Here is a 21,009-nt window from a genome sequence, read left to right as displayed (position 1 = left end):
GTCCCCGTCACCAGCAGTGCTGACAATACCGCCGCGGCCCGCTCTGGCGGAACACGCGCCGCGAGATTGCCTCGCCTGCGCATTGCGTCACTCGTCGCGGTCGCGAAGGTTGTCCCGACTCCCGGCCCGCGCGGCCGGCGGTAGTGGAGCTGTGTCCCCGTCATCGGTGATCTTTGGCGCAATGAGGCCTCCCGAGCGCGGGCCCGACTTCTTTCCTGACGCCCCTGCGCCGCCGCCCATGGGAGCGCCGCCCACCATGCCGCCGCGGGCCCCCGCGTTGGCGCCGCCCGCGGCGGCGCTCGTGCCCGACCCGGAGCCGGTGGCCGAGGCGCCCGTGCCGAGGCCACCCGAACGTTGGCCAGCCAGGCCACCCGTTCCGGCGGAGCCCCGCAAGGAGGTTCCGCCGGCATCGGCCCCCATGCGTCCCAGGATTCCGCCTCGGCCTGTGAGCCCCGAGGCCCCCTGCGCGCCGTGAGGTGACGAGCCCAGTCCGGCGGTGCCCGCTCGGACTGCCGCAGCGCTGCCGGCCGCGCCGAGGCCCATCAGGCCTGATGTGAGGCCGCCGTTGCCGTGCCCGGACGTGCCCGCTCCCGAATATCCGGCTCCGCCCGCACCGGTGCCGGGGTAGCCCGTGCCGCCGCCAACGCCGTACCCGGCCGCGCCCGAGTCCACGGAGTAGTCGGGGTCGTCGCTATCGGTGCCGCCTGGCCGGTAGCCCGCATCGCCGCCGCCATTGGCATCATCCTGATAGGCGGATTCGTCGTAGCCAGGCCCGTCTCCCGAGGTGTGGTTCCCGGAATCCGGGGACGTCACGTCCCACACGGGGCTGGTGTTGCCGTTCGCGTTGCTCGCCGAGCTCAGCGCGGAGGCCGTGGGTGTATATGAGCCGACGCCGCTCAGGCGTGAGGCCGTTCCGTCGCCGCCGGTGCGCTCCTCGAAACGCACGGGCGAGGGGGCCGACGGTGGCGTGGGAGCACTGGGAAGTGAGGCGGGGCTCGGGACGGACAGTGTGGTCGGCTTCTCCCGCGCGTCGATCCCGTTGAGGACCTGCCGCGGAGCCTGAAGCTGGGCCTGCAACTTTTCGACGGCCTCCCGTGCCGCATCCTCGCGCGAGTTCACGAAGACGTCCTCGAGGTAGTTCAGGCCGCTGCCAACCGCGATGGTGCCGATCGATGGGATGCGCACCAGGGCGTCGCCGGCGTCCGCCGCGGTGTCGATGGTGTCGCGCATCCACTCGGGAACCCAGCTGGAGGGCAACGACGCATACGCTTGGCGTGCCTGGTTCACCGCCTCATTGGCGTTGGGCAGGGCAAAGCGGGCCCGCCGCGTGGACAGTTCGATGGCGGTGCACTCGGCGGTGAGTTCCTCGATCGCGGCGCGGGCGGCCTCCGCCGAGGGCCCGGTCCACGCCGGCGACCGCCGCAGCGCCGTCAGGCGCTCGCGCACTTCCAACATTGCGAGTTCGAGCTTGAGCAAATAAGGCCCGTCAAAGTCCTCGGAGGATGCGGCCAGATCCTGAAGCTGGTCTTCGAAGTGGCCCATGGCTAGGTGCTCCTTCTGTTGCGGGTGGCGACCACGACAATCACGGCGATGGCGACGACCAGCGCGACGACCCCGGCGACGATGACCCAGACGATCGTCGGAACACCGCCCTCGCTGTCCGGGGCGGGTGGGGTATCCGTGGCCCCGTCAGAGGCACTGGCGCTGGGATCGGGGGAGGCCGTCACCGTGGTGTCCGCATTTCCCGCCGCGGCGATCTCAGCCGCCGACGGACCTCCGATGTCGTCATTGGTGATGGAGGTGTCGACGAAGGGATTGACGTCGTCGTACGCGGTGGCGTCGTCGGCGAGGAGGGAGATCGTGTCGAGATACCCGTAGCCAAACATGCCGGTCTCATCGAAGACAGGCTCGTGAGGCGCGTCGGTACCGGTGTTGTGAATGAGGAGTTGGAGGATCTGGTGGGGCGTCGCCTCGGGGTTGGCTTGCATCGCGAGCGCAAGATTCCCGGCGAGGATAGGTGTAGCCAACGACGTGCCCGTTGCGGTGCCCTGTTGATCCCAGTTCTCCCCACCAATGTTGAGCACGTCGATGCCCGGCGCGGCGATGTCAGTCTCGAAACCGATCATCCAGTCCGCCCAGGTGTCATCCAAAGCCTCTTCCCGGCTGTCGTACTGGTCCGCATTCCTGAGTTGCGGATACCCGTCCGCGGCGACGGAGGTCACGCCCACCACGCCATTGGCTTTGCTCAGGCCCTGCGATGCGTCCTCGGCACCGGCATTCCTGACCGAGTTCGCGAACAGGACGCCGTGACGCTGCATGAGGGCGAGAATCTCCTCGGTGGCTTGGCCCGTTCCGTACCCCATCGACACCGACACGATGTCGGCGCCATCGGCGAAGGCTTGGAGAAGTGCGTTGTCCACGGCGTTTCCAAGGTCGTCGGCGAAGGAGAGGTCCTCGTCGTCGTCCTGGGATGGTCGGTACTGCGCCGGCACCGAGGCGTAACACGGGTCATCGATGCCGCTGCCGACCCCGTAGAACCGCACGTGAGCGCCGGGGGCGATGCCGAGGATCCCCTCAGTACCGCCCGGGCCGGCGCCCGTGCCTGCGATCATCGCAGTAACGTTCGTGCCGTGGTCAGCGAGCGGCCACTCGTCAGTCACTACGGAACCAAGCGATTCACCGTCCGCGCCGTGGCAAAAGTTTTCCTCGTGCACCGTCACATTGGCGCCCTCGAGAGGGGGTGCGTCCGGATTGATGTAGTCGTCGATGACCGCGATCGTGACGCCTGAGCCATCGATGCCTTGGTCATGAAACCGCTCGATCTCATACACGTCGATGTACCACTGGCCGTCGTCCACCACATCCGCGGCGGCCGGCATCGTGGAGGACAGGACAAGCACCGCGACGCCCGCGGCGGTGGCCGCCACTCGGGAAGCTCTACGCATCGGCCACCCCTGCGGAACCCCGGGCGGCCGAGCGTGGCTGCGACGGGGCGGCCTGTGTCCGTGGTGCGGGTGACGTGGGTGCAGCGACGGCATCGCGTAGTGAGTCCGCGCTCGCGGCGGCGGCGTCGTCGACTCCCGCCAAGTCGCGGACAGCGGCGCTGGAGTTGGACACCAACATGTGCACTCGCTGTTCGAGTACCGCTGTGCGAGATGCAAGCCGTTGGAGGGCACCAGTTGCATCACGCCGGAAGTCAGCGACGACCTGTGCGCTGGGTCCGTCGAGTGTTTCGACCCTGGCGGCGGATGGTGCCTGCTCAATTTCGGCGCGCACGTGTGTGAGGAGGCTGACGATCTCGTCTACCTGCAGTGAAATCTCGTTGCGGGCGGTCACGGCGCACCTTTCACAGGGATGGTGTGGACAGCAAACGAGGGCCGGCCCCTGGGGGCCGGCCCTCGTTCACGGAGGTCTTAGCTAAAGCGCTTCGCGGCGTTGTTGTCGGTGTTGACGTAGCCGGAGGAGATTTCCTCGGTCTTGTTGGCGATCTGAGCCAGCAGCTGCTGCAGCTCGGCCAGCGACTTGTTCCAGCGCAGCTGGGCCTGGTCGTAGGCGACCTGGGCCTCACCGGACCAGCCGGCACGCAGCTTGGCGACGTCGGAGTCGAGCTTCTCCAGCGAGCCGCGGATCTCGTTGGCGCCGGTACGGATCTGGCCGGCGAGAGCATTGACCTGCTCGGGGCGGACACTCATTGATTCCATGGTGGTCTCCTAAAAGTCTGTCGTGGGGGAACGGCCGCTTAGCCGTTCATCCCGCCGGCGAGGTTGGCGATGGTGGCCTGGTGCGACTCTTCCGAGGCGATCTGGTCGCGCTCGGTGCCACGCAGGGCCTCCTCAAGGGTGGTGAGGACGTCGTTGAGCTTGCGGGTCTCGCCATCCCAGCGCGACATGAGGCCGGTGAAGGACGTGGCGGCAGCGCCGGTCCAGAAGCCGCGCAGCTGGTCGATCTCGCCGCGAACCCTCGCGATGTGACGGTTGATGTCGGTGTGCGCGGTGTTGACCGCGTCGGCGCCGGCCTTGAGGGCGCCTTCCTGTGAAGCGACTTCGAAAGCCATGTCAAGCTCCCCTTCGATGGTGGAGGGGGCGGTTGGCCTAGAGTCCGGAACAGGACCTGGGTGTCTGCGCATGGTGCCCCCGGTACTCACGCTGACGCGCTCACGCTAGCAGAGGCTACTAGCGGTCGCAATGGAAACGAGCGGTGGCGCTGGCTCGTGGGTGTTGCCCCGAACAGTGCGCGCGCTACACTCCCCACGGACGCCCGTGCGCATCGGCCGCGGGGGGTTTCCCGGGGGAGAGGACGCACGTGAGCACACCTGCTACCAGCACTAGCACCGTGGTGCGCGTCTCCGTGCTGAGCGACGACCGGCGGCTCGACATCGCCATCCCAGGCGCCGTGCCGCTCGTCGAGGTGATCCCCGGCTTTGCCCGCAACCTTGGTTCGCTCGACCCCACTTTGGTCCACGGCGGCTATGCACTGCGGCGGGCCGACGGCTCGCCCCTGGATTCCAGCCTTTCCGCCACCGCCCAGTCCATCCACGACGGTGACGTTTTGACGTTGGTGCGTGGAGAGCTCCTGGTCGAACCCAAGGTGTACGACGACATCACCGAGGCGGTCCTCGACGCGACATCTGACCACCACCACACGTGGACGGGCACGGACAGCGCGCGTACCGCGCTCGCGGTCGCGCTGTCATTCCTGGCGCTGTGCGCTGTTGTGCTGCTGTCGATGGGGCGGCCAAGCGCGGTGGGCGCGTTGATTGCGGCGGGTGGCGCTGCAGTACTCATTGCGGCAGCTGCCGTCCTGGACCGTATGGACCAGCCTGAATCTGGGCGTGGGCTCGCGCTAGCGGCCGCGCTCTACGCGGCGCTCGCGGGTTTCCTCATCGGTCCCGAGGGTTCCGTGTGGGGGTGGCCCCTTGCCTTCGCGGGCGCAGGTGCGGCGGCGGCCGGTGGGCTCGCGCTCGTGCTGACGCGGCGTCATCACTTTGTGCCTCTTGCGGCCGTGACGGCAGGTGTGGTCGCCGGAGTTCCCGCGCTCATCAGCGGCCTCGAGCCCGCGTGGCAGACCGCGGCGTGGGTCGTCGTGATGGCAGTCGGCGGAGCCCTCGGCAATCTGCTTCCGTGGCTCGCGTTCTCCTCCGCACGCATCCCCGCGCTTTCTTTCGCCAACGAGCAGGACATCTTTGCTGATCCCGCGCCCATTGAGGCCGATGCTGTGAAGGCGCGCGCACGCGCGGGCGGTCAAGTACTGCAGGCTCTCCGCCTGGGACTGGGCGTCGTGCTGCTTCTCGCGACGCCGCTGGTGGCGAGTGCGTCTACCTTCGGCGCCGTCCTCGCGGCACTGGTCTTTGTCGGAATGATGTTCCAATCCCGCCAGGCCTACGCGCGCTCAGCAGTCATGGTGATCATGGCGATGGGCACTGTGGGGCTTGCGGTGACCGGGCTCACCGTCGCGGTGGCCCAGCCGGACCTGCGGGCAATCATGCTGCCTGTGGTGTTGACCGTGACTGGCGTGCTGGTCGCAGTGGCACTGCTGAATCCGCGCGCGCGCATGCGACTTGCGCGCGTGGCCGACACTGTTGAGGTGCTGATCCTCGCGTCGCTCCTGCCGCTTGGAGTGCTCGCGGCTGGCTGGATCTAGTCCATGGCGACCAAGAAGGACCTCATCGAGGCCCAGACGTTCAGCCGCCGCCGCCTCTTGACGGCCTTTACCTCGGGTGCGCCCGGCGGCAAGGAACTCGAACCCGCGAAACCCCTGCGCGCGGTCATCGCCTCGATCACTCTTGCGGTGATGGTGGTGCTCGTCGGCCTGTTTTACGGCTACTTCAACCAGGGGTTGCCGGATGACTGGGAGTCCAACCGCCTGGTTGTCCTGGAGGACACGGGATCCCGCTTTGTTTCGATGGACGCGACGCTGTACCCCGCACTGAACACGACAAGCGCGCGCCTGCTGATCCCTGCGGACGAGTTCACGGTCGTCGCGACGGACTCGGGAACCGTGGCGGACATTCCGGTGGGGCCCGCGGTGGGCATCGTGGGGGCACCTGACGATGTGCCGGCAGCCCAGAACCTGGTGCCGACCGGGTGGAGTGCGTGCGTGGCTGACGGTGAGACCGCCGTGGCCGTTCCCGGGGCGTCGGGGCTTGACCGTCCGACTGGCGCGGCGCTCGTGACCGTTGATGGCGTGCCGTGGGTGGTGGCGGACCAGGTGCGCTACGCCGTTGACCCCCAGGGGCCCGATGCAGTGCTGCGCGCGGTCGGGCTGGAAGAGGCAGTCGCCGTGCCGGTTGAGAGCCGATGGCTCAATCTCTTCGCTGAGGGCGCCCCGCTTGCACCCCTCGTGATCGACGGCGCGGGTCAGGCCGTGGACGGTACGTCGTTGGTCGTGGGGTCGGTGCTCACGCCCGAGGGATCAGATTCGCTGTTCCTCGTGACCACCAACGGAGAGTTGCGCCCGCTTAGCAGTGTGGAGTTCCAGCTCTACCAACTGGGCACGGGCGCATCCCTGGGGGGTGCGCGCGAAGTCGCGCCGGCGGACATCGCGAACCTCCCCACGGCACCGGTCGACTCCAGTGGTCAGGCGTGGCCGGACGAGGCCTTCACCCCGATCGACCCCACCGCGACGCCCTGTGCGTCGCTCACCCACACCGAGTCCTTCGCGCCCGTGACGACCCTGGCGACCACGGCATCGGCCCCATCAGAGGCCGGGGTGAGTGTCGCCGTGCGTGGCGGAGCCCTGGCGCGCGTGGTGGGTGCTGGCGACCAGGCCGCGAGCACCGTGGCACTGATCGATCAGACCGGCACCGCCTTCCCCATCCCCGGGTCCGACGACGAGATTCTCGCCAGGCTGGGCTACACCGGCGACGATGAAACCCGCGTGCCAAGTGCGTGGTCGCAGTTCTTCCCCGCGGGCCCCGACCTGACCGTCGAGGCCGCCGGGCGCAGCCCAGAATCCGCGATGACGGTCGACGCGGCGCTGCGCGCCTCGGTCGGCTCGAGCGGACGGTGTGAGCCGGGCACAATCGAGTACAGTCCCGAGACCCCGGAGGCGCTGTCCGTGTTGCAGGCCGATGCCGCGGGTGAGGTGGCAACGGGCGCTGGAGTGACCATTGCTGTCGTGGACTCCGGCATTGACGCTGGCAACGCGCACCTGGCCTCCGCAGTCGTCGGTGGGGTCAACCTCGCTGGCGACGACGAGGCCGATGGCTACGTTGACTTCGAGGGCCACGGCACCGCTGTCGCGGGTGCCATGGCCGCCCGCGCGGTCGAGGGATCCGGAGTGGTGGGAGTGGCTCCCGACGCTGATCTCTTGGCGGTCAGGGTGTATCGCGGCACCGACGAGCAATCCATCGAGGCAGGTCACGGGCCCACGGCGACGAAGGTCGCTGCTGGCATCGAGTGGGCCGTTGACAACGGTGCCGACATCATCAACGTGTCACTCAGCGATGAGAGCGACCATCCGGCTGTGCGCGCGGCCGTGCAGCGCGCCACGCAGGCCGGCATCCTCGTGGTGGCTTCTGCCGGTAACGCCACCACCGCGGATGCCCCGACCGACACCGCCCGGTTCCCTGCGGCCTACGACGAGGTCCTCGGAGTTGCGGCCGCCACGACCGCTGGGGTGGTGACGGATGCGTCGATCCATGGCGAGCACGTCGACCTCGCGGCGCCAGGGCAGAACGTCTTGACCTCCGCCACTGGAGCGGGTGACTGTCTTTTCGCCACTGAGCAGCCCCAGACCAGCTTCGCCACGGCCTATGCCGCGGGCGCGGCTGCACTCGTGCGCGAAGAGTATCCAGACGACACCATTGCGCAGACCACATATAGGTTGACGGCGAGCGCCGCTCGCGCGAACCCGGACCACTGGGACGAGGCCGCGGGGTGGGGCATTGTCCAGCCGTATGACGCGCTCGCACTCGTGCCAGGATCCTCACAGCGCGGTCCGGACAACCCTTTCACCCAGACCGCAGCGCAGCCTGTCGCCCCCGGCACGGTTGCGCTGGAGTCGCGCCACGTGCAGTCCCCGCTCGCGGATACGCGCGCGCTCATGGTCGTCGTCGCGGTGGTCGGTGCCACCGCCTTAGCAAGCATGGGTACCGTCCTTGTTATGCGCAGGCGCCGTGACACTGCCGTGGAGTCAGCCCCGAGCCGACCCGGCCTGCTTGATTCGAGGCGGCGCGACGCGACCAAGGTGGTCGAGCCGCCCCCAGAAGGACCGTCTGGCGCGGAGCCGGGGTCTCGCTGACCGGCGCGATCGGCACCGGTTTTCCCTTCACAGGGGTAGCATGGGAGGCGCTCGTCCACGCAGCGGTGAGGCTCCTTAGCACGGCCCCGAGCATTTGGCTTTGACGCGGATGCGCGTGGCGAGTATTGTTGATACTCGTGCCCGCGACGTCGGGCATCTCTGTGTGCCCCGTCGGGAGCACGCAACACAGGAGCGACACGCCCGGGCGCGGGGGTCGCACCGTCATGAGTTTTCGTCCAACGACCAAACGGAGAAGTAGTGCCTACGATTCAGCAGCTGGTTCGGAAGGGCCGGCAAGACAAGCCGGGCAAGTCCAAGACCCCGGCGCTTAAGTCAAGCCCCCAGCGTCGCGGCGTGTGCACGCGCGTCTACACGACGACCCCTAAGAAGCCGAACTCCGCTCTGCGCAAGGTTGCACGTGTGCGCCTGTCCAGCGGCATCGAGGTCACGGCCTACATTCCCGGTGAGGGTCACAACCTGCAGGAGCACTCGATCGTGCTCGTGCGCGGTGGCCGTGTGAAGGACCTCCCCGGTGTCCGCTACAAGATTGTCCGCGGCTCGCTCGACACCCAGGGTGTCAAGGGCCGCCAGCAGGCTCGCAGCCGTTATGGCGCGAAGAGGGAGAAGAAGTAATGCCTCGTAAGGGACCGGCCCCTAAGCGGCCCATCATCAACGACCCCGTCCACGGTGCACCCATCGTCACGCAGCTGATCAACAAGGTCCTGCTCGACGGCAAGAAGTCGACCGCTGAGGCGATCGTCTACGGTGCGCTCGAGGGTGTCGCCGAGAAGTCCGGTCAGGACCCCGTCGTCGTGCTCAAGCGCGCGCTCGAGAACATCCGTCCCGCCCTCGAGGTCCGCAGCCGCCGTGTCGGTGGCGCGACCTACCAGGTCCCGGTTGACGTGCGTCCGTCGCGCTCGACGACGCTCGCGCTGCGCTGGCTCGTCGACTTCTCGCGCGCTCGTCGCGAGAAGACCATGACCGAGCGTCTGATGAACGAGATCCTCGACGCTTCGAACGGCCTTGGTGCCGCTGTGAAGCGCCGTGAGGACATGCACAAGATGGCCGAGTCGAACAAGGCGTTCGCGCACTACCGCTGGTAGTCGCTGACCGCGTTCGACGGAACACACCCAAGGAGAACCACTCGTGGCACAGGACGTGCTCACGGACCTCACGAAGGTCCGCAACATCGGCATCATGGCGCACATCGACGCCGGCAAGACCACCACCACCGAGCGCATCCTGTTCTACACGGGTGTGAACCACAAGATCGGTGAGACTCACGAAGGTGCGTCGACCACTGACTGGATGGAGCAGGAGCAGGAGCGCGGCATCACCATCACCTCCGCCGCGGTGACCTGCTTCTGGGACAAGCACCAGATCAACATCATCGACACCCCGGGTCACGTTGACTTCACCGTTGAGGTGGAGCGCTCGCTCCGCGTGCTCGACGGTGCCGTCGCGGTCTTCGACGCTAAGGAGGGCGTTGAGCCCCAGTCGGAGAACGTGTGGCGCCAGGCTGACAAGTACGACGTCCCCCGCATTTGCTTCGTCAACAAGATGGACAAGCTCGGCGCGGACTTCTACTTCACCATCGAGACCATCATCAAGCGCCTCGGCGCCAAGCCGCTGGTGATCCAGCTGCCCATCGGTGCTGAGAACGATTTTGTCGGCATTGTTGACCTGGTCGAGATGAACGCCAAGGTGTGGCCCGGCGACGCCAAGGGCGACGTGACCATGGGTGCTACCTACGAGACCACCGAGATCCCCGCGGACCTCCAGGACAAGGCCGAGCAGTACCGCGCCGAGCTCCTCGAGGCCGTCGCGGAGTCGGACGAGGCTCTCCTGGAGAAGTACCTCGGCGGCGAAGAGCTCACGGTTGCAGAGATCAAGGCTGCGATCCGCAAGCTGACTGTCGCGTCGGAGATCTACCCGGTCCTGTGTGGCTCGGCGTACAAGAACCGCGGCGTGCAGCCCATGCTTGACGCGGTCATCGACTACCTGCCCGGCCCCGCCGACGTCCCCGCCATCAAGGGTGTCGACGCCAAGGACGAGACCATCGAGATCGAGCGCCACGCTGACGCCGAGGAGCCTTTCGCGGCCCTCGCGTTCAAGGTCGTGTCGCACCCCTTCTTCGGTCGCCTCACCTACGTCCGCGTCTACTCGGGTCACCTCGAGACCGGTGCTCAGGTCATCAACTCGACCAAGGGCAAGAAGGAGCGCATCGGAAAGCTCTTCCAGATGCACGCCAACAAGGAAAACCCTGTCGAGACCATTCAGGCCGGCCACATCTACGCCGTCATTGGTCTGAAGGACACCACCACTGGTGACACGCTGTGCAACCCGGACCACCAGGTTGTGCTCGAGTCGATGACCTTCCCCGAGCCCGTGATCGACGTGGCGATTGAGCCCAAGACCAAGGGTGACCAGGAGAAGCTGTCGACCGCGATCCAGAAGCTCGCTGAGGAAGACCCGACCTTCCGCGTCCGCTTGGACGAGGAGACCGGCCAGACCGTCATCGGCGGTATGGGTGAGCTGCACCTCGACATCCTCGTGGACCGCATGCGTCGCGAGTTCAAGGTGGACGCCAACGTGGGTAAGCCCCAGGTGGCCTACCGCGAGACCATTCGCAAGACGATCGACAAGTACGACTACACCCACAAGAAGCAGACGGGTGGTTCGGGCCAGTTCGCAAAGGTCCAGATCGCGCTCGAGCCGCTTCCGGACGACTCCGAGGTGCAGTACGAGTTTGTCAACGCTGTGACCGGTGGCCGCGTGCCCCGCGAGTACATCCCTTCGGTTGACGCTGGTATCCAGGCGTCGATGGAGCTGGGTATCCAGGCCGGTTACCCGGTCGTGGGCATCAAGGCAACGCTGCTCGACGGTCAGTACCACGACGTCGACTCCTCGGAGATGGCGTTCAAGATCGCCGGTTCGATGGCCTTCAAGGAGGCCGCTCGACTCGCGAAGCCCGTTCTGCTCGAGCCGATGTTCGCCGTTGAGGTGCGCACGCCCGAGGAGTACATGGGTGACGTGATCGGCGACATCAACTCCCGTCGCGGTCAGATTCGCCAGATGTCGGATGCGTCCGGCGTCAAGGTGGTCGACGCGCTGGTGCCGCTGTCGGAGATGTTCGGTTACGTCGGCGACCTGCGGTCCAAGACGTCCGGTCGTGCCGTCTACTCGATGGTGTTCGACAGCTACGCGGAGGTCCCGAAGGCTGTTGCCGACGAGATCATCGCGAAGACCCGGGGCGAGTAACCCCACCGGTTGAAAATAAGAAATAATACGACCAGTAGGGATGGCGCCCCAGATGGCTTCCGGCCAGCGTAAGGCTTAACATCTTTACCCGAGTCTCACTAATTCAGGAGGAACCCCTCATGGCTAAGGCCAAGTTCGAGCGGAAGAAGCCGCACGTCAACATCGGCACCATTGGTCACGTCGACCACGGTAAGACCACGCTGACCGCTGCGATCTCGAAGACGCTGCACGACCTGTACCCCGACCTCAACCCCTTCACGCCTTTCGAGGACATCGACAAGGCTCCTGAGGAGCGCGAGCGCGGCATTACGATCAACATCGCGCACATCGAGTACGAGACCGAGAAGCGTCACTACGCACACGTTGACGCCCCCGGCCACGCCGACTACATCAAGAACATGATTACCGGTGCTGCTCAGATGGACGGCGCGATCCTCGTGGTTGCCGCCACCGACGGCCCCATGGCACAGACCCGTGAGCACGTGCTGCTCGCAAAGCAGGTTGGCGTTCCTTACCTGCTGGTCGCGCTCAACAAGTCCGACATGGTCGACGACGAGGAAATCCTCGACCTCGTCGAGATGGAGGTCCGCGAACTGCTGTCGTCGCAGGGCTTCGACGGCGACAACGCTCCCGTCGTGAAGGTCTCGGCGCTCAAGGCGCTCGAGGGCGACGAGAAGTGGGTTGCTTCGGTCCAGGAGCTCATGAACGCTGTGGACGAGAACGTTCCCGAGCCCGAGCGTGACATGGACAAGCCCTTCCTGATGCCCGTTGAGGACGTCTTCACGATCACCGGTCGTGGAACCGTTGTCACCGGTAAGGTCGAGCGCGGCAAGCTTGCCATCAACTCCGACGTTGAGATCCTCGGTATCCGTGAGCCCCAGAAGACCACGGTCACCGGTATCGAGATGTTCCACAAGCAGATGGACGAGGCGTGGGCCGGCGAGAACTGCGGTCTGCTGCTGCGCGGTACCAAGCGTGAGGACGTCGAGCGTGGACAGGTCATCGTCCAGCCCGGCACCACGACGCCGCACACCAACTTCGAGGGCAAGGTCTACATCCTCAACAAGGATGAGGGTGGCCGCCACAACCCCTTCTACACGAACTACCGTCCGCAGTTCTACATCCGCACCACGGATGTGACCGGCGTCATCTCGCTGCCCGAGGGCACCGAGATGGTCATGCCGGGTGACACCACCGAGATGTCGGTTGAGCTGATCCAGCCCATCGCTCTCGAAGAGGGTCAGGGCTTCGCGATCCGTGAGGGTGGCCGCACCGTCGGTTCAGGCACCGTCACCAAGATCATCAAGTAGTTTGTAGCTACGCTCCGGAAGCGGGGCCTGACTTCGGTCAGGCCCCGCTTCTGCGTGAGGGCCGATGGCCCCGCGCACGTCTGCACCCGGGCTGCCCCGGGGGCGCTGACCCCACGGGCCGGTACTACAGCATCGGCCGCAAGCGCCCGAGTGGCGCGCCGGGGAAAAATCTGGCACAATATCCAGGTTGCCTATTGCAGGCAGCCGCACACCACCAACGACGAGCCGAGTCACTCGGTAAGCGCGCCTGTGCGTCGCAGATATGCGACACGCCCGAGCGCGGGGGTCGGAGGTGGAGACCTTAGTCGTTCGAGAGAAAAGGCAGAACCACGCCATGGCGGGACAGAAGATCCGCATTCGGCTGAAGAGCTATGACCACGAGGTCATCGACTCCTCGGCCCGCAAGATCGTCGAGACGGTCACGCGTGCTGGTGCGTCGGTGGTGGGCCCCGTCCCGCTGCCTACGGAGAAGAACGTGTTCTGTGTGATCCGTTCGCCCCACAAGTACAAGGACTCCCGCGAGCACTTTGAGATGCGCACCCACAAGCGCCTCATCGACATCGTGGACCCGACTCCCAAGGCTGTCGACTCGCTCATGCGTCTCGACCTCCCTGCGGACGTCAACATCGAGATCAAGCTCTAACTCCCCAAAGACAGGAAACCAAGCACCATGACTACGACTTCCAATGCCCAGCGCACCACGCGTGCACTGCTGGGTACGAAGCTGGGCATGACGCAGGTGTGGGACGACGAGGGCCGGGTTGTTCCCGTGACCGTCGTTCAGGTCGACACCAACGTTGTGACCCAGGTGCGCTCCGCGGACAAGGACGGCTACGAAGCTGTCCAGCTCGCGTTCGGCACCGTTGACCCCCGTCGCGTGACGGACCCGCTCAAGGGCCACTTCGAGGCCGCCGGCGTCACGCCGCGCCGCCACGTGGCCGAGGTCCGGACCGCTGACGCTGCCGACTACTCGCTGGGCCAGGAGCTCACCGCTGAGGTGTTCGAGGCAGGCCAGAAGGTCGACGTCACAGGCACCACGAAGGGTAAGGGCACCGCTGGTGTCATGAAGCGCCACGGCTTTGCCGGTGTGGGCGCCTCCCACGGTGCACACCGCAACCACCGCAAGCCCGGTTCGATCGGTGGCGCTTCGACGCCGTCGCGCGTGTTCCGTGGCCTCAAGATGGCCGGTCGCATGGGTAACGCCCGCAAGACCGTCCAGAACCTGACCGTCCACTCGGTCGACGTCGAGAAGGGTCTGCTGCTCGTCAAGGGCGCGGTTCCCGGCAACAAGGGCGGCGTCGTCCTTATTCGCTCTGCCGTGAAGGGTGCGTGACACCATGGCTGATGCTCTGACTGTCGACGTCCGCGACGCCTCTGGCAAGAAGGCCGGCACCGCCGAGCTTCCCGCTGAGGTCTTCGACGTCGTGACCAACGTTCCGTTGATCCACCAGGTTGTGGTGGCACAGCGCGCCGCTGCGCGTCAGGGAACCCACGCCACCAAGACCCGCGGCGAGGTCGCGGGTGGTGGCCGCAAGCCCTACAAGCAGAAGGGAACCGGTCGCGCCCGCCAGGGTTCGATCCGCGCCCCTCAGTTCGCCGGTGGTGGCACCGTTCACGGTCCCCAGCCGCGTGACTACTCGCAGCGCACCCCCAAGAAGATGAAGGCTGCCGCCCTGCGCGGTGCTCTCTCCGACCGCGCTCGCGCTGGCCGCGTGCACGTCCTGAAGAGCCTCGTCGCCGGCGAGACGCCTTCCACCAAGAAGGCCCTCGAGTCGATCTCGAACCTGACCAACGGCCGTAGCGCCCTGGTCGTGCTCGAGCGCACCGACCAGGTCTCGTGGAAGTCGCTGCGTAACGCCGCGTGGATCCACGTCATCGCGGTCGACCAGCTCAACACCTACGACGTGCTGGTGAACGACGACACCGTCTTCACCGCTGGCGCGCTCGAGGCGTTCCTGGCCGGCCCTGCCAAGGGCAAGTCGGCGACCGCCGTCGCCACCGAGTCTGAGGCGGAGGAGACCAAGTGAGCACCGTCAACAAGAACCCCCGTGACATCCTGATCCGTCCCATCGTGTCGGAGAAGAGCTACTCGCTCATGGATGAGGGCAAGTACACCTTCGAGGTCGACCCCCGAGCCAACAAGACCGAGATCAAGATCGCGGTCGAGCAGGTCTTCGGCGTCAAGGTCGTCTCTGTCAACACCATCAACCGCAAGGGCAAGACGCGCCGCACCCGCTACGGGCTCGGCAAGCGTAAGGACGTCAAGCGCGCCATCGTCACCGTCGGTGACGGCGAAGCGCTCGACATCTTCTCGGGCCACGTGGGCTAGGTAAAGGACTCAAGCAACCATGGCTATTCGCAAGCACAAGCCGACGACTCCGGGCCGTCGTGGCTCGTCGGTCGCCGACTTCGTCGAGGTGACGCGGTCGCAGCCCGAGAAGTCGCTGACCCGTCCCCTGCACAAGAAGGGCGGCCGTAACAACACCGGCCGCATCACCACTCGCCACCAGGGCGGTGGCCACAAGCGCGCCTACCGCGTGATCGACTTCCGTCGTCACGACAAGGACGGCGTGCCTGCCACCGTCGCTCACATCGAGTACGACCCCAACCGCACCGCGCGCATCGCCCTCCTGCACTACGCAGATGGCGAGAAGCGCTACATCATCGCTCCGGAGAAGCTGTCCCAGGGCACTGTTGTCGAGGCCGGTCCCGGCGCCGACATCAAGCCTGGCAACAACCTCCCGCTGCGTAACATACCGGTCGGTACGGTCATCCACGCGATTGAGCTCAAGCCCGGCGGCGGCGCCAAGATTGCCCGTTCCGCGGGTGCCTCGGTGCAGCTCGTCGCCAAGGAGGGCCGCTTCGCGCAGCTGCGCATGCCCTCCGGCGAGATCCGCAACGTCGACGCTCGTTGCCGCGCCACCATCGGTGAGGTCGGCAACGCCGAGCAGTCCAACATCAACTGGGGTAAGGCCGGCCGCATGCGCTGGAAGGGCAAGCGCCCGACCGTGCGTGGTGTCGTCATGAACCCGGTCGACCACCCGCACGGTGGTGGTGAGGGCAAGACTTCCGGTGGACGCCACCCGGTCTCGCCGTGGGGTAAGCCTGAGGGCCGCACCCGCAAGCCGGGCAAAGAGTCCGACCAGCTCATCGTCCGCCGCCGTCGTACTGGCAAGAAGCGCTAAGGAGCCTGAAGAATGCCACGCAGTCTCAAGAAGGGCCCCTTCGTCGACGACCACCTGCAGAAGAAGGTGGACGCCCAGAACGATGCGGGTACCAAGAACGTCATCAAGACCTGGTCGCGCCGTAGCGTCATCACGCCGGACTTCCTGGGTCACACCTTTGCCGTGCACGACGGCCGCAAGCACGTCCCGGTGTTCGTCACCGAGTCGATGGTCGGCCACAAGCTGGGCGAGTTCGCTCCCACGCGCACGTTCAAGGGCCACATCAAGGACGACCGCAAGGGCCGCCGCTAAGGCGCCCGGCGAAGGTTAGAGGAGTACAGATGGAAGCCAAGGCGCAGACGCGATACCTTCGCGTGACCGCCCAGAAGGCTCGCCGTGTCGTGAACCTGGTCCGTGGTCAGAACGCCACCGAGGCAATCGCCTCGCTGAAGTTCCAGCCGCAGGCGGTCGCGACCGACGTGCGCAAGCTCATCGAGTCCGCGATCGCCAATGCGCGAGTCAAGGCCGATGCCGCTGGCGAGCGCTTCGACGAGCGTGAGCTCGTCATCAAGGAGATCACCGTTGACGAGGGTCCGACCATGAAGCGCATTCAGCCGCGTGCTCAGGGTCGTGCCAACCGCATCCTCAAGCGCAGCAGCCACCTCACGGTGGTCGTCGCGACGCCCGAGGTTGCCGTGAAGGAAGGGGCCAAGTAATGGGTCAGAAGATCAACCCGCACGGCTACCGCCTGGGAATCACGACCGACCACCGCTCGCGCTGGTTCGCCGACTCGACCAAGGTCGGGGAGCGCTACCGCGACTACGTGGACGAGGACGTCAAGATTCGCAAGCTGATGAGCCAGGGCCTCGAGCGCGCTGGTGTGTCGAAGGTCGAGATCGAGCGCACTCGTGAGCGCGTTCGCGTGGACCTGCACACCGCTCGTCCCGGCATCGTCATCGGTCGCCGTGGCGCCGAGGCCGACAAGCTCCGCTCCAACCTGGAGAAGCTGACCGGCAAGCAGGTGCAGCTCAACATTCTTGAGGTGAAGAACGCCGAGGTCGACGCACAGCTCGTCGCCCAGGGCATCGCCGAGCAGCTCGCGTCCCGCGTGGCCTTCCGCCGCGCGATGCGCAAGGGCATTCAGTCCTCGCTGCGCGCAGGCGCCAAGGGCATCCGAGTTCAGTGCTCGGGCCGTCTTGGTGGCGCTGAGATGTCGCGTTCGGAGTTCTACCGTGAGGGTCGTGTGCCGCTGCACACGCTCCGCGCGAACATCGACTACGGCTTCTTCGAGGCCCGCACCACGTTCGGCGTCATCGGCGTCAAGGTGTGGATCTACAAGGGCGACATGACGGAGAAGGAGTGGGCGGCCGAGCAGGCCAAGGCCCCTCGTCCCCAGCGCGGCCGTGGAGGCCGTGGCGGCGCCCGTCGCGAGGGTGGTCCCCGTGACCGCCAGCAGTCCGCCGAGGCTCCCAAGGCCGAGGCCCCCGCGGCTGAGGCTTCGGCCGAGGCCAAGAAGGAGGCTTAAGCAGCATGCTTATTCCCCGTCGTGTGAAGTACCGCAAGCAGCACCACCCCAAGCGGAGCGGCGCTGCCAAGGGCGGCACCGAGGTGTCGTTCGGCGACTTCGGCATCCAGGCTCTGGAGCCGGCGTACGTCACGAACCGCCAGATTGAGGCGGCTCGTATTGCGATGACTCGTCACATCAAGCGTGGCGGAAAGGTGTGGATCAACATCTACCCCGACCGTCCTTTGACCAAGAAGCCTGCCGAGGTCCGCATGGGTTCCGGTAAGGGTTCGCCCGAATGGTGGGTGGCCAACGTCAAGCCCGGCCGCGTCATGTTCGAGCTCGCCGGTGTTCCGGAGGACCTCGCTCGTGAGGCGCTGAGCCGCGCTCAGCACAAGCTGCCCATGAAGACCCGTTTCGTTTCCCGTGAGGGTGGTGACATCTGATGGCCATCGGTACCAAGGGCCTCATGCCGAGCGAACTCGATGCCATGGAGAACGAGCGTCTCGTGGACGAGCTGCGCAAGGCCAAGGAGGAACTGTTCAACCTCCGTTTCCAGTCGGCAACCGGCCAGCTGGAGAACCACGGTCGTCTGAAGGCTGTGAAGCGAGACATCGCCCGCATCTACACGATCCTGCGCGAGCGCGAGCTCGGAATCCGCACGGCCCCCACGGCGTCGGCCGAGTAAGGAAAGCGAACAATGTCGACTAACAAGCCCACTACCGCGACCGACGAAAGCCGGGCACAGCGCAAGGTGCGCCGTGGCTACGTCGTGAGCGACAAGATGGACAAGACCATCACCGTCGATGTCGAGGACCGCGTTAAGCACCCCCTCTACGGCAAGGTCATCCGTCGCAACAGCAAGATCAAGGCGCACGACGAGAACAACTCCGCCGGCATCGGCGACCTCGTTGTGGTCATGGAGACCCGCCCGCTGTCCGCTTCGAAGCGGTGGCGTCTCGTCGAGATCGTCGAGAAGGCTAAGTAACTAGGTTCGACCAGGCTCGTGCGGTAATCCCGGGCGAGAACCAGACGACAGGAGACAGACATGATTCAGCAGGAGTCGCGACTGCGAGTCGCCGACAACACGGGTGCCAAGGAGATCCTTGTCATTCGTGTGCTCGGTGGTTCGAAGCGTCGCTACGCCGGCATTGGTGACACGATTGTCGCCACCGTCAAGGACGCAATCCCTGGCGGAAACGTCAAGAAGGGCGATGTGGTGAAGGCCGTCATCGTCCGCACCACCAAGGAGCGCCGTCGTCCCGACGGTTCCTACATCAAGTTCGATGAGAACGCTGCGGTGATCCTCAAGAACGCGGAGTCGGGCGAGCCCCGAGGCACCCGCATCTTCGGCCCCGTGGGCCGTGAGCTGCGTGACCGCAAGTTCATGAAGATCATTTCGCTGGCACCGGAGGTCATCTGATGGCGAAGATTAAGAAGGGCGACCTCGTGGTCGTCATCGCCGGACGCGACCGCGGCCAGCAGGGCCGCGTGCTCGAGATCGACAAGGAGCGCGAGCGCGTCCTGGTCGAGGGCGTGCACCGCGTCACCAAGCACATCAAGCCGGGCACCCGTCGTGACAACCAGTCGGGCGGCATCGTTGAGGTTGAGGCCTCGATGCACATCTCGAACGTGATGCTCGTGGACCCGGAGACCAAGAAGGGCACCCGTGTGGGCTACCGCACGGAGGAGGTCGAGCAGGACGGTCGTACCCGCACCAAGCGTGTGCGCGTCGCCAAGCGCTCGGGTAAGGACGTCGAATGAGCACCGCTACGACTCAGCCGCGGCTGAAGGAGAAGTACCGCTCGGAGATCATCGCCAAGCTCCAGGAGGAGTTTGGCCACGAGAACGTGAACCAGGTTGCTGGCCTCACCAAGATCGTGGTCAACATGGGTGTGGGCGATGCTGCGAAGGACTCGAAGCTGATTGAGGGCGCGATTGCGGACCTCACGGCGATCACCGGCCAGAAGCCGCAGGTCACCAAGGCTCGCAAGTCCATTGCGCAGTTCAAGCTCCGTGAGGGCCAGCCCATTGGCGCGCACGTCACCCTGCGTGGCGACCGCATGTGGGAGTTCCTGGACCGTCTGCTGTCCATCGCACTGCCGCGTATCCGCGACTTCCGTGGACTCAGCCCCAAGCAGTTCGACGGCAACGGCAACTACACGTTCGGACTCACGGAGCAGTCGATGTTCCACGAGATCGATCAGGACAAGATCGACCGCGTCCGTGGCATGGACATCACCGTGGTGACCACCGCCACGACCGACGCCGAGGGCCGCTCGCTGCTGAAGCAGCTGGGCTTCCCGTTCAAGGAGAAGTGACATGGCGAAGACTGCCCTGAAGAACAAGGCCGCCGGCAAGCAGAAGTTCGCCGTTCGCGCCTACACCCGGTGCCAGCGGTGCGGTCGTCCGCACTCCGTGTACCGCAAGTTCGGCCTCTGCCGCGTGTGCTTCCGTGAGATGGCCCACGCAGGTGAGCTTCCCGGCATCACCAAGAGCAGCTGGTAAAACCACTACGCCACAGGTCCACTCATGTGAGTGGAAACCATGGCGAGGAAGAGTTCAACACTCATGACGATGACTGACCCCATCGCAGACATGCTGACCCGTCTGCGCAACGCGAATGCGGCGTACCACGAGACCGTGGCAATGCCGCACTCCAAGCTCAAGGCAAACATTGCCTCGATCCTGGAGCAGGAGGGCTACATCTCGGGCTCGGAAACGACCGATGCCGAGGTGGGCAAGACCCTCACGCTGACCCTGAAGTACGGCCCCAACCGCGAGCGTTCGCTCGCTGGCGTGCGCCGCGTGTCCAAGCCGGGCCTGCGCGTGTACGCAAAGTCGACGAACCTGCCTAAGGTTCTCGGCGGTCTTGGTGTCGCAATCCTGTCCACCTCCTCCGGTCTGCTGACTGACCGCGAGGCCGAGAAGAAGGGCGTCGGCGGCGAAGTCGTCGCGTTCGTCTGGTAATTCGGGAAGGAGCACTCACATGTCACGCATTGGTAAGTACCCCGTCCCGGTTCCCGGCGGCGTAGACGTCACCATCGACGGCGCGCTCGTCACGGTCAAGGGCCCCAAGGGCACCCTGACCCACACGGTCGCAGCCCCCATCACGGTCGAGCAGGGTGAGGAGGGCATCGCGGTCAACCGTCCCGACGACGAGCGCGTGTCCAAGTCGCTGCACGGCCTGACCCGCACCCTGATCGCCAACATGGTCGAGGGTGTGACCAACGGATACGAGAAGAAGCTCGAGATCGTCGGCACCGGTTACCGTGTCGCGCTCAAGGGCTCGGAGCTCGAGTTCGCGCTCGGTTTCTCGCACCCTGTCGTCATTGCTCCCCCGGAGGGCATCTCCTTCGCAGTGGAGGGTCCGACCAAGTTCTCGGTCTCGGGCATCGACAAGCAGCAGGTCGGCGAAGTCGCCGCCAACATCCGCAAGGTACGTCCCCCGGAGCCCTATAAGGGCAAGGGTGTGCGCTACGCGGGCGAGCACGTTCGCCGCAAGGCAGGAAAGACGGGTAAGTAAGCC

28 protein-coding genes are annotated in these 21,009 nt (G+C 65.9%); 23 read left to right on the top strand and 5 right to left on the bottom strand.

The window, feature by feature from the left end; translation table 11 throughout:
- Nucleotides 1-87: 87 nt before the first annotated feature.
- The 5 genes from AOP75_RS03425 to AOP75_RS03405 all read right to left on the bottom strand — a co-directional run bounded on the left by AOP75_RS03425 (nucleotide 88) and on the right by AOP75_RS03405 (nucleotide 4,054).
- Nucleotides 88-1,542: a hypothetical protein gene (locus AOP75_RS03425; RefSeq protein ID WP_062076938.1), complete on the bottom strand. Its 1,455-nt coding sequence runs from the start codon at nucleotides 1,540-1,542 to the stop codon at nucleotides 88-90.
- 2 nt (nucleotides 1,543-1,544) lie between these two features.
- A complete protein-coding gene (locus AOP75_RS03420; protein WP_062076937.1) occupies nucleotides 1,545-2,927 on the bottom strand; it encodes a S8/S53 family peptidase in 1,383 nt (460 codons plus the stop codon).
- Nucleotides 2,928-2,937: 10 nt separating this feature from the next.
- Nucleotides 2,938-3,336, bottom strand: coding sequence for a hypothetical protein (locus AOP75_RS12595; RefSeq protein WP_062076936.1), 399 nt, complete (start codon nucleotides 3,334-3,336; stop codon nucleotides 2,938-2,940).
- 77 nt (nucleotides 3,337-3,413) lie between these two features.
- Nucleotides 3,414-3,692 (bottom strand): WXG100 family type VII secretion target, encoded by a 279-nt coding sequence (locus AOP75_RS03410; protein WP_062076935.1) that lies wholly within the window; start codon nucleotides 3,690-3,692, stop codon nucleotides 3,414-3,416.
- Between the two features lie 47 nt (nucleotides 3,693-3,739).
- A complete protein-coding gene (locus tag AOP75_RS03405; RefSeq protein WP_062076934.1) occupies nucleotides 3,740-4,054 on the bottom strand; it encodes a WXG100 family type VII secretion target in 315 nt (104 codons plus the stop codon).
- Nucleotides 4,055-4,302: 248 nt separating this feature from the next.
- Between AOP75_RS03405 and eccD the strand changes: the two genes are divergently transcribed.
- From eccD to rplF, 23 genes are all read left to right on the top strand, one after another.
- Nucleotides 4,303-5,640 (top strand): type VII secretion integral membrane protein EccD, encoded by a 1,338-nt coding sequence (gene eccD / locus AOP75_RS03400; RefSeq protein WP_062076933.1) that lies wholly within the window; start codon nucleotides 4,303-4,305, stop codon nucleotides 5,638-5,640.
- Between the two features lie 3 nt (nucleotides 5,641-5,643).
- The gene (gene eccB / locus AOP75_RS03395) at nucleotides 5,644-8,241 is read left to right on the top strand and encodes a type VII secretion protein EccB (RefSeq protein ID WP_062076932.1); all 2,598 of its coding nucleotides are present in this window, start codon (nucleotides 5,644-5,646) and stop codon (nucleotides 8,239-8,241) included.
- A gap of 258 nt (nucleotides 8,242-8,499) precedes the next feature.
- A complete protein-coding gene (gene rpsL / locus AOP75_RS03390) occupies nucleotides 8,500-8,874 on the top strand; it encodes a 30S ribosomal protein S12 (protein WP_062069968.1) in 375 nt (124 codons plus the stop codon).
- On the top strand, nucleotides 8,874-9,344 hold the full coding sequence (gene rpsG / locus AOP75_RS03385) for a 30S ribosomal protein S7 (protein WP_062076931.1): 471 nt from the start codon (nucleotides 8,874-8,876) through the stop codon (nucleotides 9,342-9,344). The genes rpsL and rpsG overlap by 1 nt, the downstream gene beginning before the upstream one ends.
- 43 nt (nucleotides 9,345-9,387) lie before the next feature.
- Nucleotides 9,388-11,502 carry an elongation factor G gene (gene fusA / locus AOP75_RS03380; RefSeq protein WP_062076930.1) on the top strand — a complete coding sequence of 705 codons (2,115 nt, stop codon included), beginning with the start codon at nucleotides 9,388-9,390 and terminating at the stop codon, nucleotides 11,500-11,502.
- 119 nt (nucleotides 11,503-11,621) lie between these two features.
- Entirely contained in the window at nucleotides 11,622-12,812 is a 1,191-nt protein-coding gene (gene tuf, locus AOP75_RS03375) for an elongation factor Tu (RefSeq protein ID WP_062076929.1), read from the top strand.
- 334 nt (nucleotides 12,813-13,146) lie between these two features.
- Complete coding sequence (gene rpsJ, locus AOP75_RS03370) at nucleotides 13,147-13,455, top strand: 30S ribosomal protein S10 (RefSeq protein WP_042213186.1); 309 nt, start codon at nucleotides 13,147-13,149, stop codon at nucleotides 13,453-13,455.
- Nucleotides 13,456-13,482: 27 nt separating this feature from the next.
- Entirely contained in the window at nucleotides 13,483-14,145 is a 663-nt protein-coding gene (gene rplC / locus AOP75_RS03365; protein WP_062076928.1) for a 50S ribosomal protein L3, read from the top strand.
- Nucleotides 14,146-14,149: 4 nt separating this feature from the next.
- On the top strand, nucleotides 14,150-14,839 hold the full coding sequence (gene rplD / locus AOP75_RS03360; RefSeq protein ID WP_062078358.1) for a 50S ribosomal protein L4: 690 nt from the start codon (nucleotides 14,150-14,152) through the stop codon (nucleotides 14,837-14,839).
- Entirely contained in the window at nucleotides 14,836-15,141 is a 306-nt protein-coding gene (rplW, locus tag AOP75_RS03355) for a 50S ribosomal protein L23 (protein WP_062076927.1), read from the top strand. The genes rplD and rplW overlap by 4 nt, the downstream gene beginning before the upstream one ends.
- Nucleotides 15,142-15,160: 19 nt before the next feature.
- Nucleotides 15,161-15,997 (top strand): 50S ribosomal protein L2, encoded by an 837-nt coding sequence (rplB, locus tag AOP75_RS03350; RefSeq protein WP_062076926.1) that lies wholly within the window; start codon nucleotides 15,161-15,163, stop codon nucleotides 15,995-15,997.
- A gap of 12 nt (nucleotides 15,998-16,009) precedes the next feature.
- Nucleotides 16,010-16,288: a 30S ribosomal protein S19 gene (rpsS, locus tag AOP75_RS03345; RefSeq protein ID WP_061960972.1), complete on the top strand. Its 279-nt coding sequence runs from the start codon at nucleotides 16,010-16,012 to the stop codon at nucleotides 16,286-16,288.
- Between the two features lie 29 nt (nucleotides 16,289-16,317).
- Nucleotides 16,318-16,692 carry a 50S ribosomal protein L22 gene (rplV, locus tag AOP75_RS03340; RefSeq protein ID WP_062076925.1) on the top strand — a complete coding sequence of 125 codons (375 nt, stop codon included), beginning with the start codon at nucleotides 16,318-16,320 and terminating at the stop codon, nucleotides 16,690-16,692.
- Nucleotides 16,692-17,501: a 30S ribosomal protein S3 gene (gene rpsC / locus AOP75_RS03335; protein WP_062076924.1), complete on the top strand. Its 810-nt coding sequence runs from the start codon at nucleotides 16,692-16,694 to the stop codon at nucleotides 17,499-17,501. The genes rplV and rpsC overlap by 1 nt, the downstream gene beginning before the upstream one ends.
- A gap of 5 nt (nucleotides 17,502-17,506) precedes the next feature.
- A complete protein-coding gene (rplP, locus tag AOP75_RS03330; RefSeq protein ID WP_062076923.1) occupies nucleotides 17,507-17,926 on the top strand; it encodes a 50S ribosomal protein L16 in 420 nt (139 codons plus the stop codon).
- A complete protein-coding gene (gene rpmC / locus AOP75_RS03325; RefSeq protein ID WP_061960968.1) occupies nucleotides 17,926-18,168 on the top strand; it encodes a 50S ribosomal protein L29 in 243 nt (80 codons plus the stop codon). The genes rplP and rpmC overlap by 1 nt, the downstream gene beginning before the upstream one ends.
- Nucleotides 18,169-18,180: 12 nt before the next feature.
- Nucleotides 18,181-18,468 (top strand): 30S ribosomal protein S17, encoded by a 288-nt coding sequence (rpsQ, locus tag AOP75_RS03320; protein ID WP_062076922.1) that lies wholly within the window; start codon nucleotides 18,181-18,183, stop codon nucleotides 18,466-18,468.
- A 60-nt stretch (nucleotides 18,469-18,528) separates the two neighbouring features.
- Complete coding sequence (rplN, locus tag AOP75_RS03315) at nucleotides 18,529-18,903, top strand: 50S ribosomal protein L14 (protein ID WP_062076921.1); 375 nt, start codon at nucleotides 18,529-18,531, stop codon at nucleotides 18,901-18,903.
- Nucleotides 18,903-19,244 carry a 50S ribosomal protein L24 gene (rplX, locus tag AOP75_RS03310; RefSeq protein WP_062076920.1) on the top strand — a complete coding sequence of 114 codons (342 nt, stop codon included), beginning with the start codon at nucleotides 18,903-18,905 and terminating at the stop codon, nucleotides 19,242-19,244. Before rplN ends, rplX begins: the two co-directional genes overlap by 1 nt.
- Nucleotides 19,241-19,801, top strand: coding sequence for a 50S ribosomal protein L5 (rplE, locus tag AOP75_RS03305; RefSeq protein ID WP_062076919.1), 561 nt, complete (start codon nucleotides 19,241-19,243; stop codon nucleotides 19,799-19,801). The genes rplX and rplE overlap by 4 nt, the downstream gene beginning before the upstream one ends.
- Before the next feature lies 1 nt (nucleotide 19,802).
- On the top strand, nucleotides 19,803-19,988 hold the full coding sequence (locus AOP75_RS03300) for a type Z 30S ribosomal protein S14 (RefSeq protein ID WP_061960963.1): 186 nt from the start codon (nucleotides 19,803-19,805) through the stop codon (nucleotides 19,986-19,988).
- Nucleotides 19,989-20,051: 63 nt separating this feature from the next.
- Nucleotides 20,052-20,450: a 30S ribosomal protein S8 gene (gene rpsH, locus AOP75_RS03295; RefSeq protein WP_062076918.1), complete on the top strand. Its 399-nt coding sequence runs from the start codon at nucleotides 20,052-20,054 to the stop codon at nucleotides 20,448-20,450.
- A 19-nt stretch (nucleotides 20,451-20,469) separates the two neighbouring features.
- Nucleotides 20,470-21,006: a 50S ribosomal protein L6 gene (gene rplF, locus AOP75_RS03290; protein ID WP_062076917.1), complete on the top strand. Its 537-nt coding sequence runs from the start codon at nucleotides 20,470-20,472 to the stop codon at nucleotides 21,004-21,006.
- Nucleotides 21,007-21,009: the final 3 nt, after the last annotated feature.

This window comes from Demequina globuliformis (assembly GCF_000975155.1).
In the GTDB taxonomy this organism is placed as follows: Bacteria; Actinomycetota; Actinomycetes; order Actinomycetales; family Demequinaceae; genus Demequina; species Demequina globuliformis.
Note: the sequence above shows the minus strand (reverse complement) of the source record. Positions and strands in the feature narration are given on the sequence as shown.

Bases quoted from the DNA above. Each gene is read 5' to 3' on its own strand.
- AOP75_RS03425 (WP_062076938.1), bottom strand. From the start codon at position 1,542: ATGGGCCACTTCGAAGACCAGCTTCAGGATCTGGCCGCATCCTCCGAG.
- AOP75_RS03410 (WP_062076935.1), bottom strand. From the start codon at position 3,692: ATGAGTGTCCGCCCCGAGCAGGTCAATGCTCTCGCCGGCCAGATCCGT.
- AOP75_RS03405 (WP_062076934.1), bottom strand. From the start codon at position 4,054: ATGGCTTTCGAAGTCGCTTCACAGGAAGGCGCCCTCAAGGCCGGCGCC.
- eccB (WP_062076932.1), top strand. From the start codon at position 5,644: ATGGCGACCAAGAAGGACCTCATCGAGGCCCAGACGTTCAGCCGCCGC.
- rpsG (WP_062076931.1), top strand. From the start codon at position 8,874: ATGCCTCGTAAGGGACCGGCCCCTAAGCGGCCCATCATCAACGACCCC.
- tuf (WP_062076929.1), top strand. From the start codon at position 11,622: ATGGCTAAGGCCAAGTTCGAGCGGAAGAAGCCGCACGTCAACATCGGC.
- rpsJ (WP_042213186.1), top strand. From the start codon at position 13,147: ATGGCGGGACAGAAGATCCGCATTCGGCTGAAGAGCTATGACCACGAG.
- rplC (WP_062076928.1), top strand. From the start codon at position 13,483: ATGACTACGACTTCCAATGCCCAGCGCACCACGCGTGCACTGCTGGGT.
- rplD (WP_062078358.1), top strand. From the start codon at position 14,150: ATGGCTGATGCTCTGACTGTCGACGTCCGCGACGCCTCTGGCAAGAAG.
- rplB (WP_062076926.1), top strand. From the start codon at position 15,161: ATGGCTATTCGCAAGCACAAGCCGACGACTCCGGGCCGTCGTGGCTCG.
- rpsS (WP_061960972.1), top strand. From the start codon at position 16,010: ATGCCACGCAGTCTCAAGAAGGGCCCCTTCGTCGACGACCACCTGCAG.
- rplV (WP_062076925.1), top strand. From the start codon at position 16,318: ATGGAAGCCAAGGCGCAGACGCGATACCTTCGCGTGACCGCCCAGAAG.
- rpsC (WP_062076924.1), top strand. From the start codon at position 16,692: ATGGGTCAGAAGATCAACCCGCACGGCTACCGCCTGGGAATCACGACC.
- rplP (WP_062076923.1), top strand. From the start codon at position 17,507: ATGCTTATTCCCCGTCGTGTGAAGTACCGCAAGCAGCACCACCCCAAG.
- rpmC (WP_061960968.1), top strand. From the start codon at position 17,926: ATGGCCATCGGTACCAAGGGCCTCATGCCGAGCGAACTCGATGCCATG.
- rpsQ (WP_062076922.1), top strand. From the start codon at position 18,181: ATGTCGACTAACAAGCCCACTACCGCGACCGACGAAAGCCGGGCACAG.
- rplN (WP_062076921.1), top strand. From the start codon at position 18,529: ATGATTCAGCAGGAGTCGCGACTGCGAGTCGCCGACAACACGGGTGCC.
- rplX (WP_062076920.1), top strand. From the start codon at position 18,903: ATGGCGAAGATTAAGAAGGGCGACCTCGTGGTCGTCATCGCCGGACGC.
- rplE (WP_062076919.1), top strand. From the start codon at position 19,241: ATGAGCACCGCTACGACTCAGCCGCGGCTGAAGGAGAAGTACCGCTCG.
- AOP75_RS03300 (WP_061960963.1), top strand. From the start codon at position 19,803: ATGGCGAAGACTGCCCTGAAGAACAAGGCCGCCGGCAAGCAGAAGTTC.
- rpsH (WP_062076918.1), top strand. From the start codon at position 20,052: ATGACGATGACTGACCCCATCGCAGACATGCTGACCCGTCTGCGCAAC.
- rplF (WP_062076917.1), top strand. From the start codon at position 20,470: ATGTCACGCATTGGTAAGTACCCCGTCCCGGTTCCCGGCGGCGTAGAC.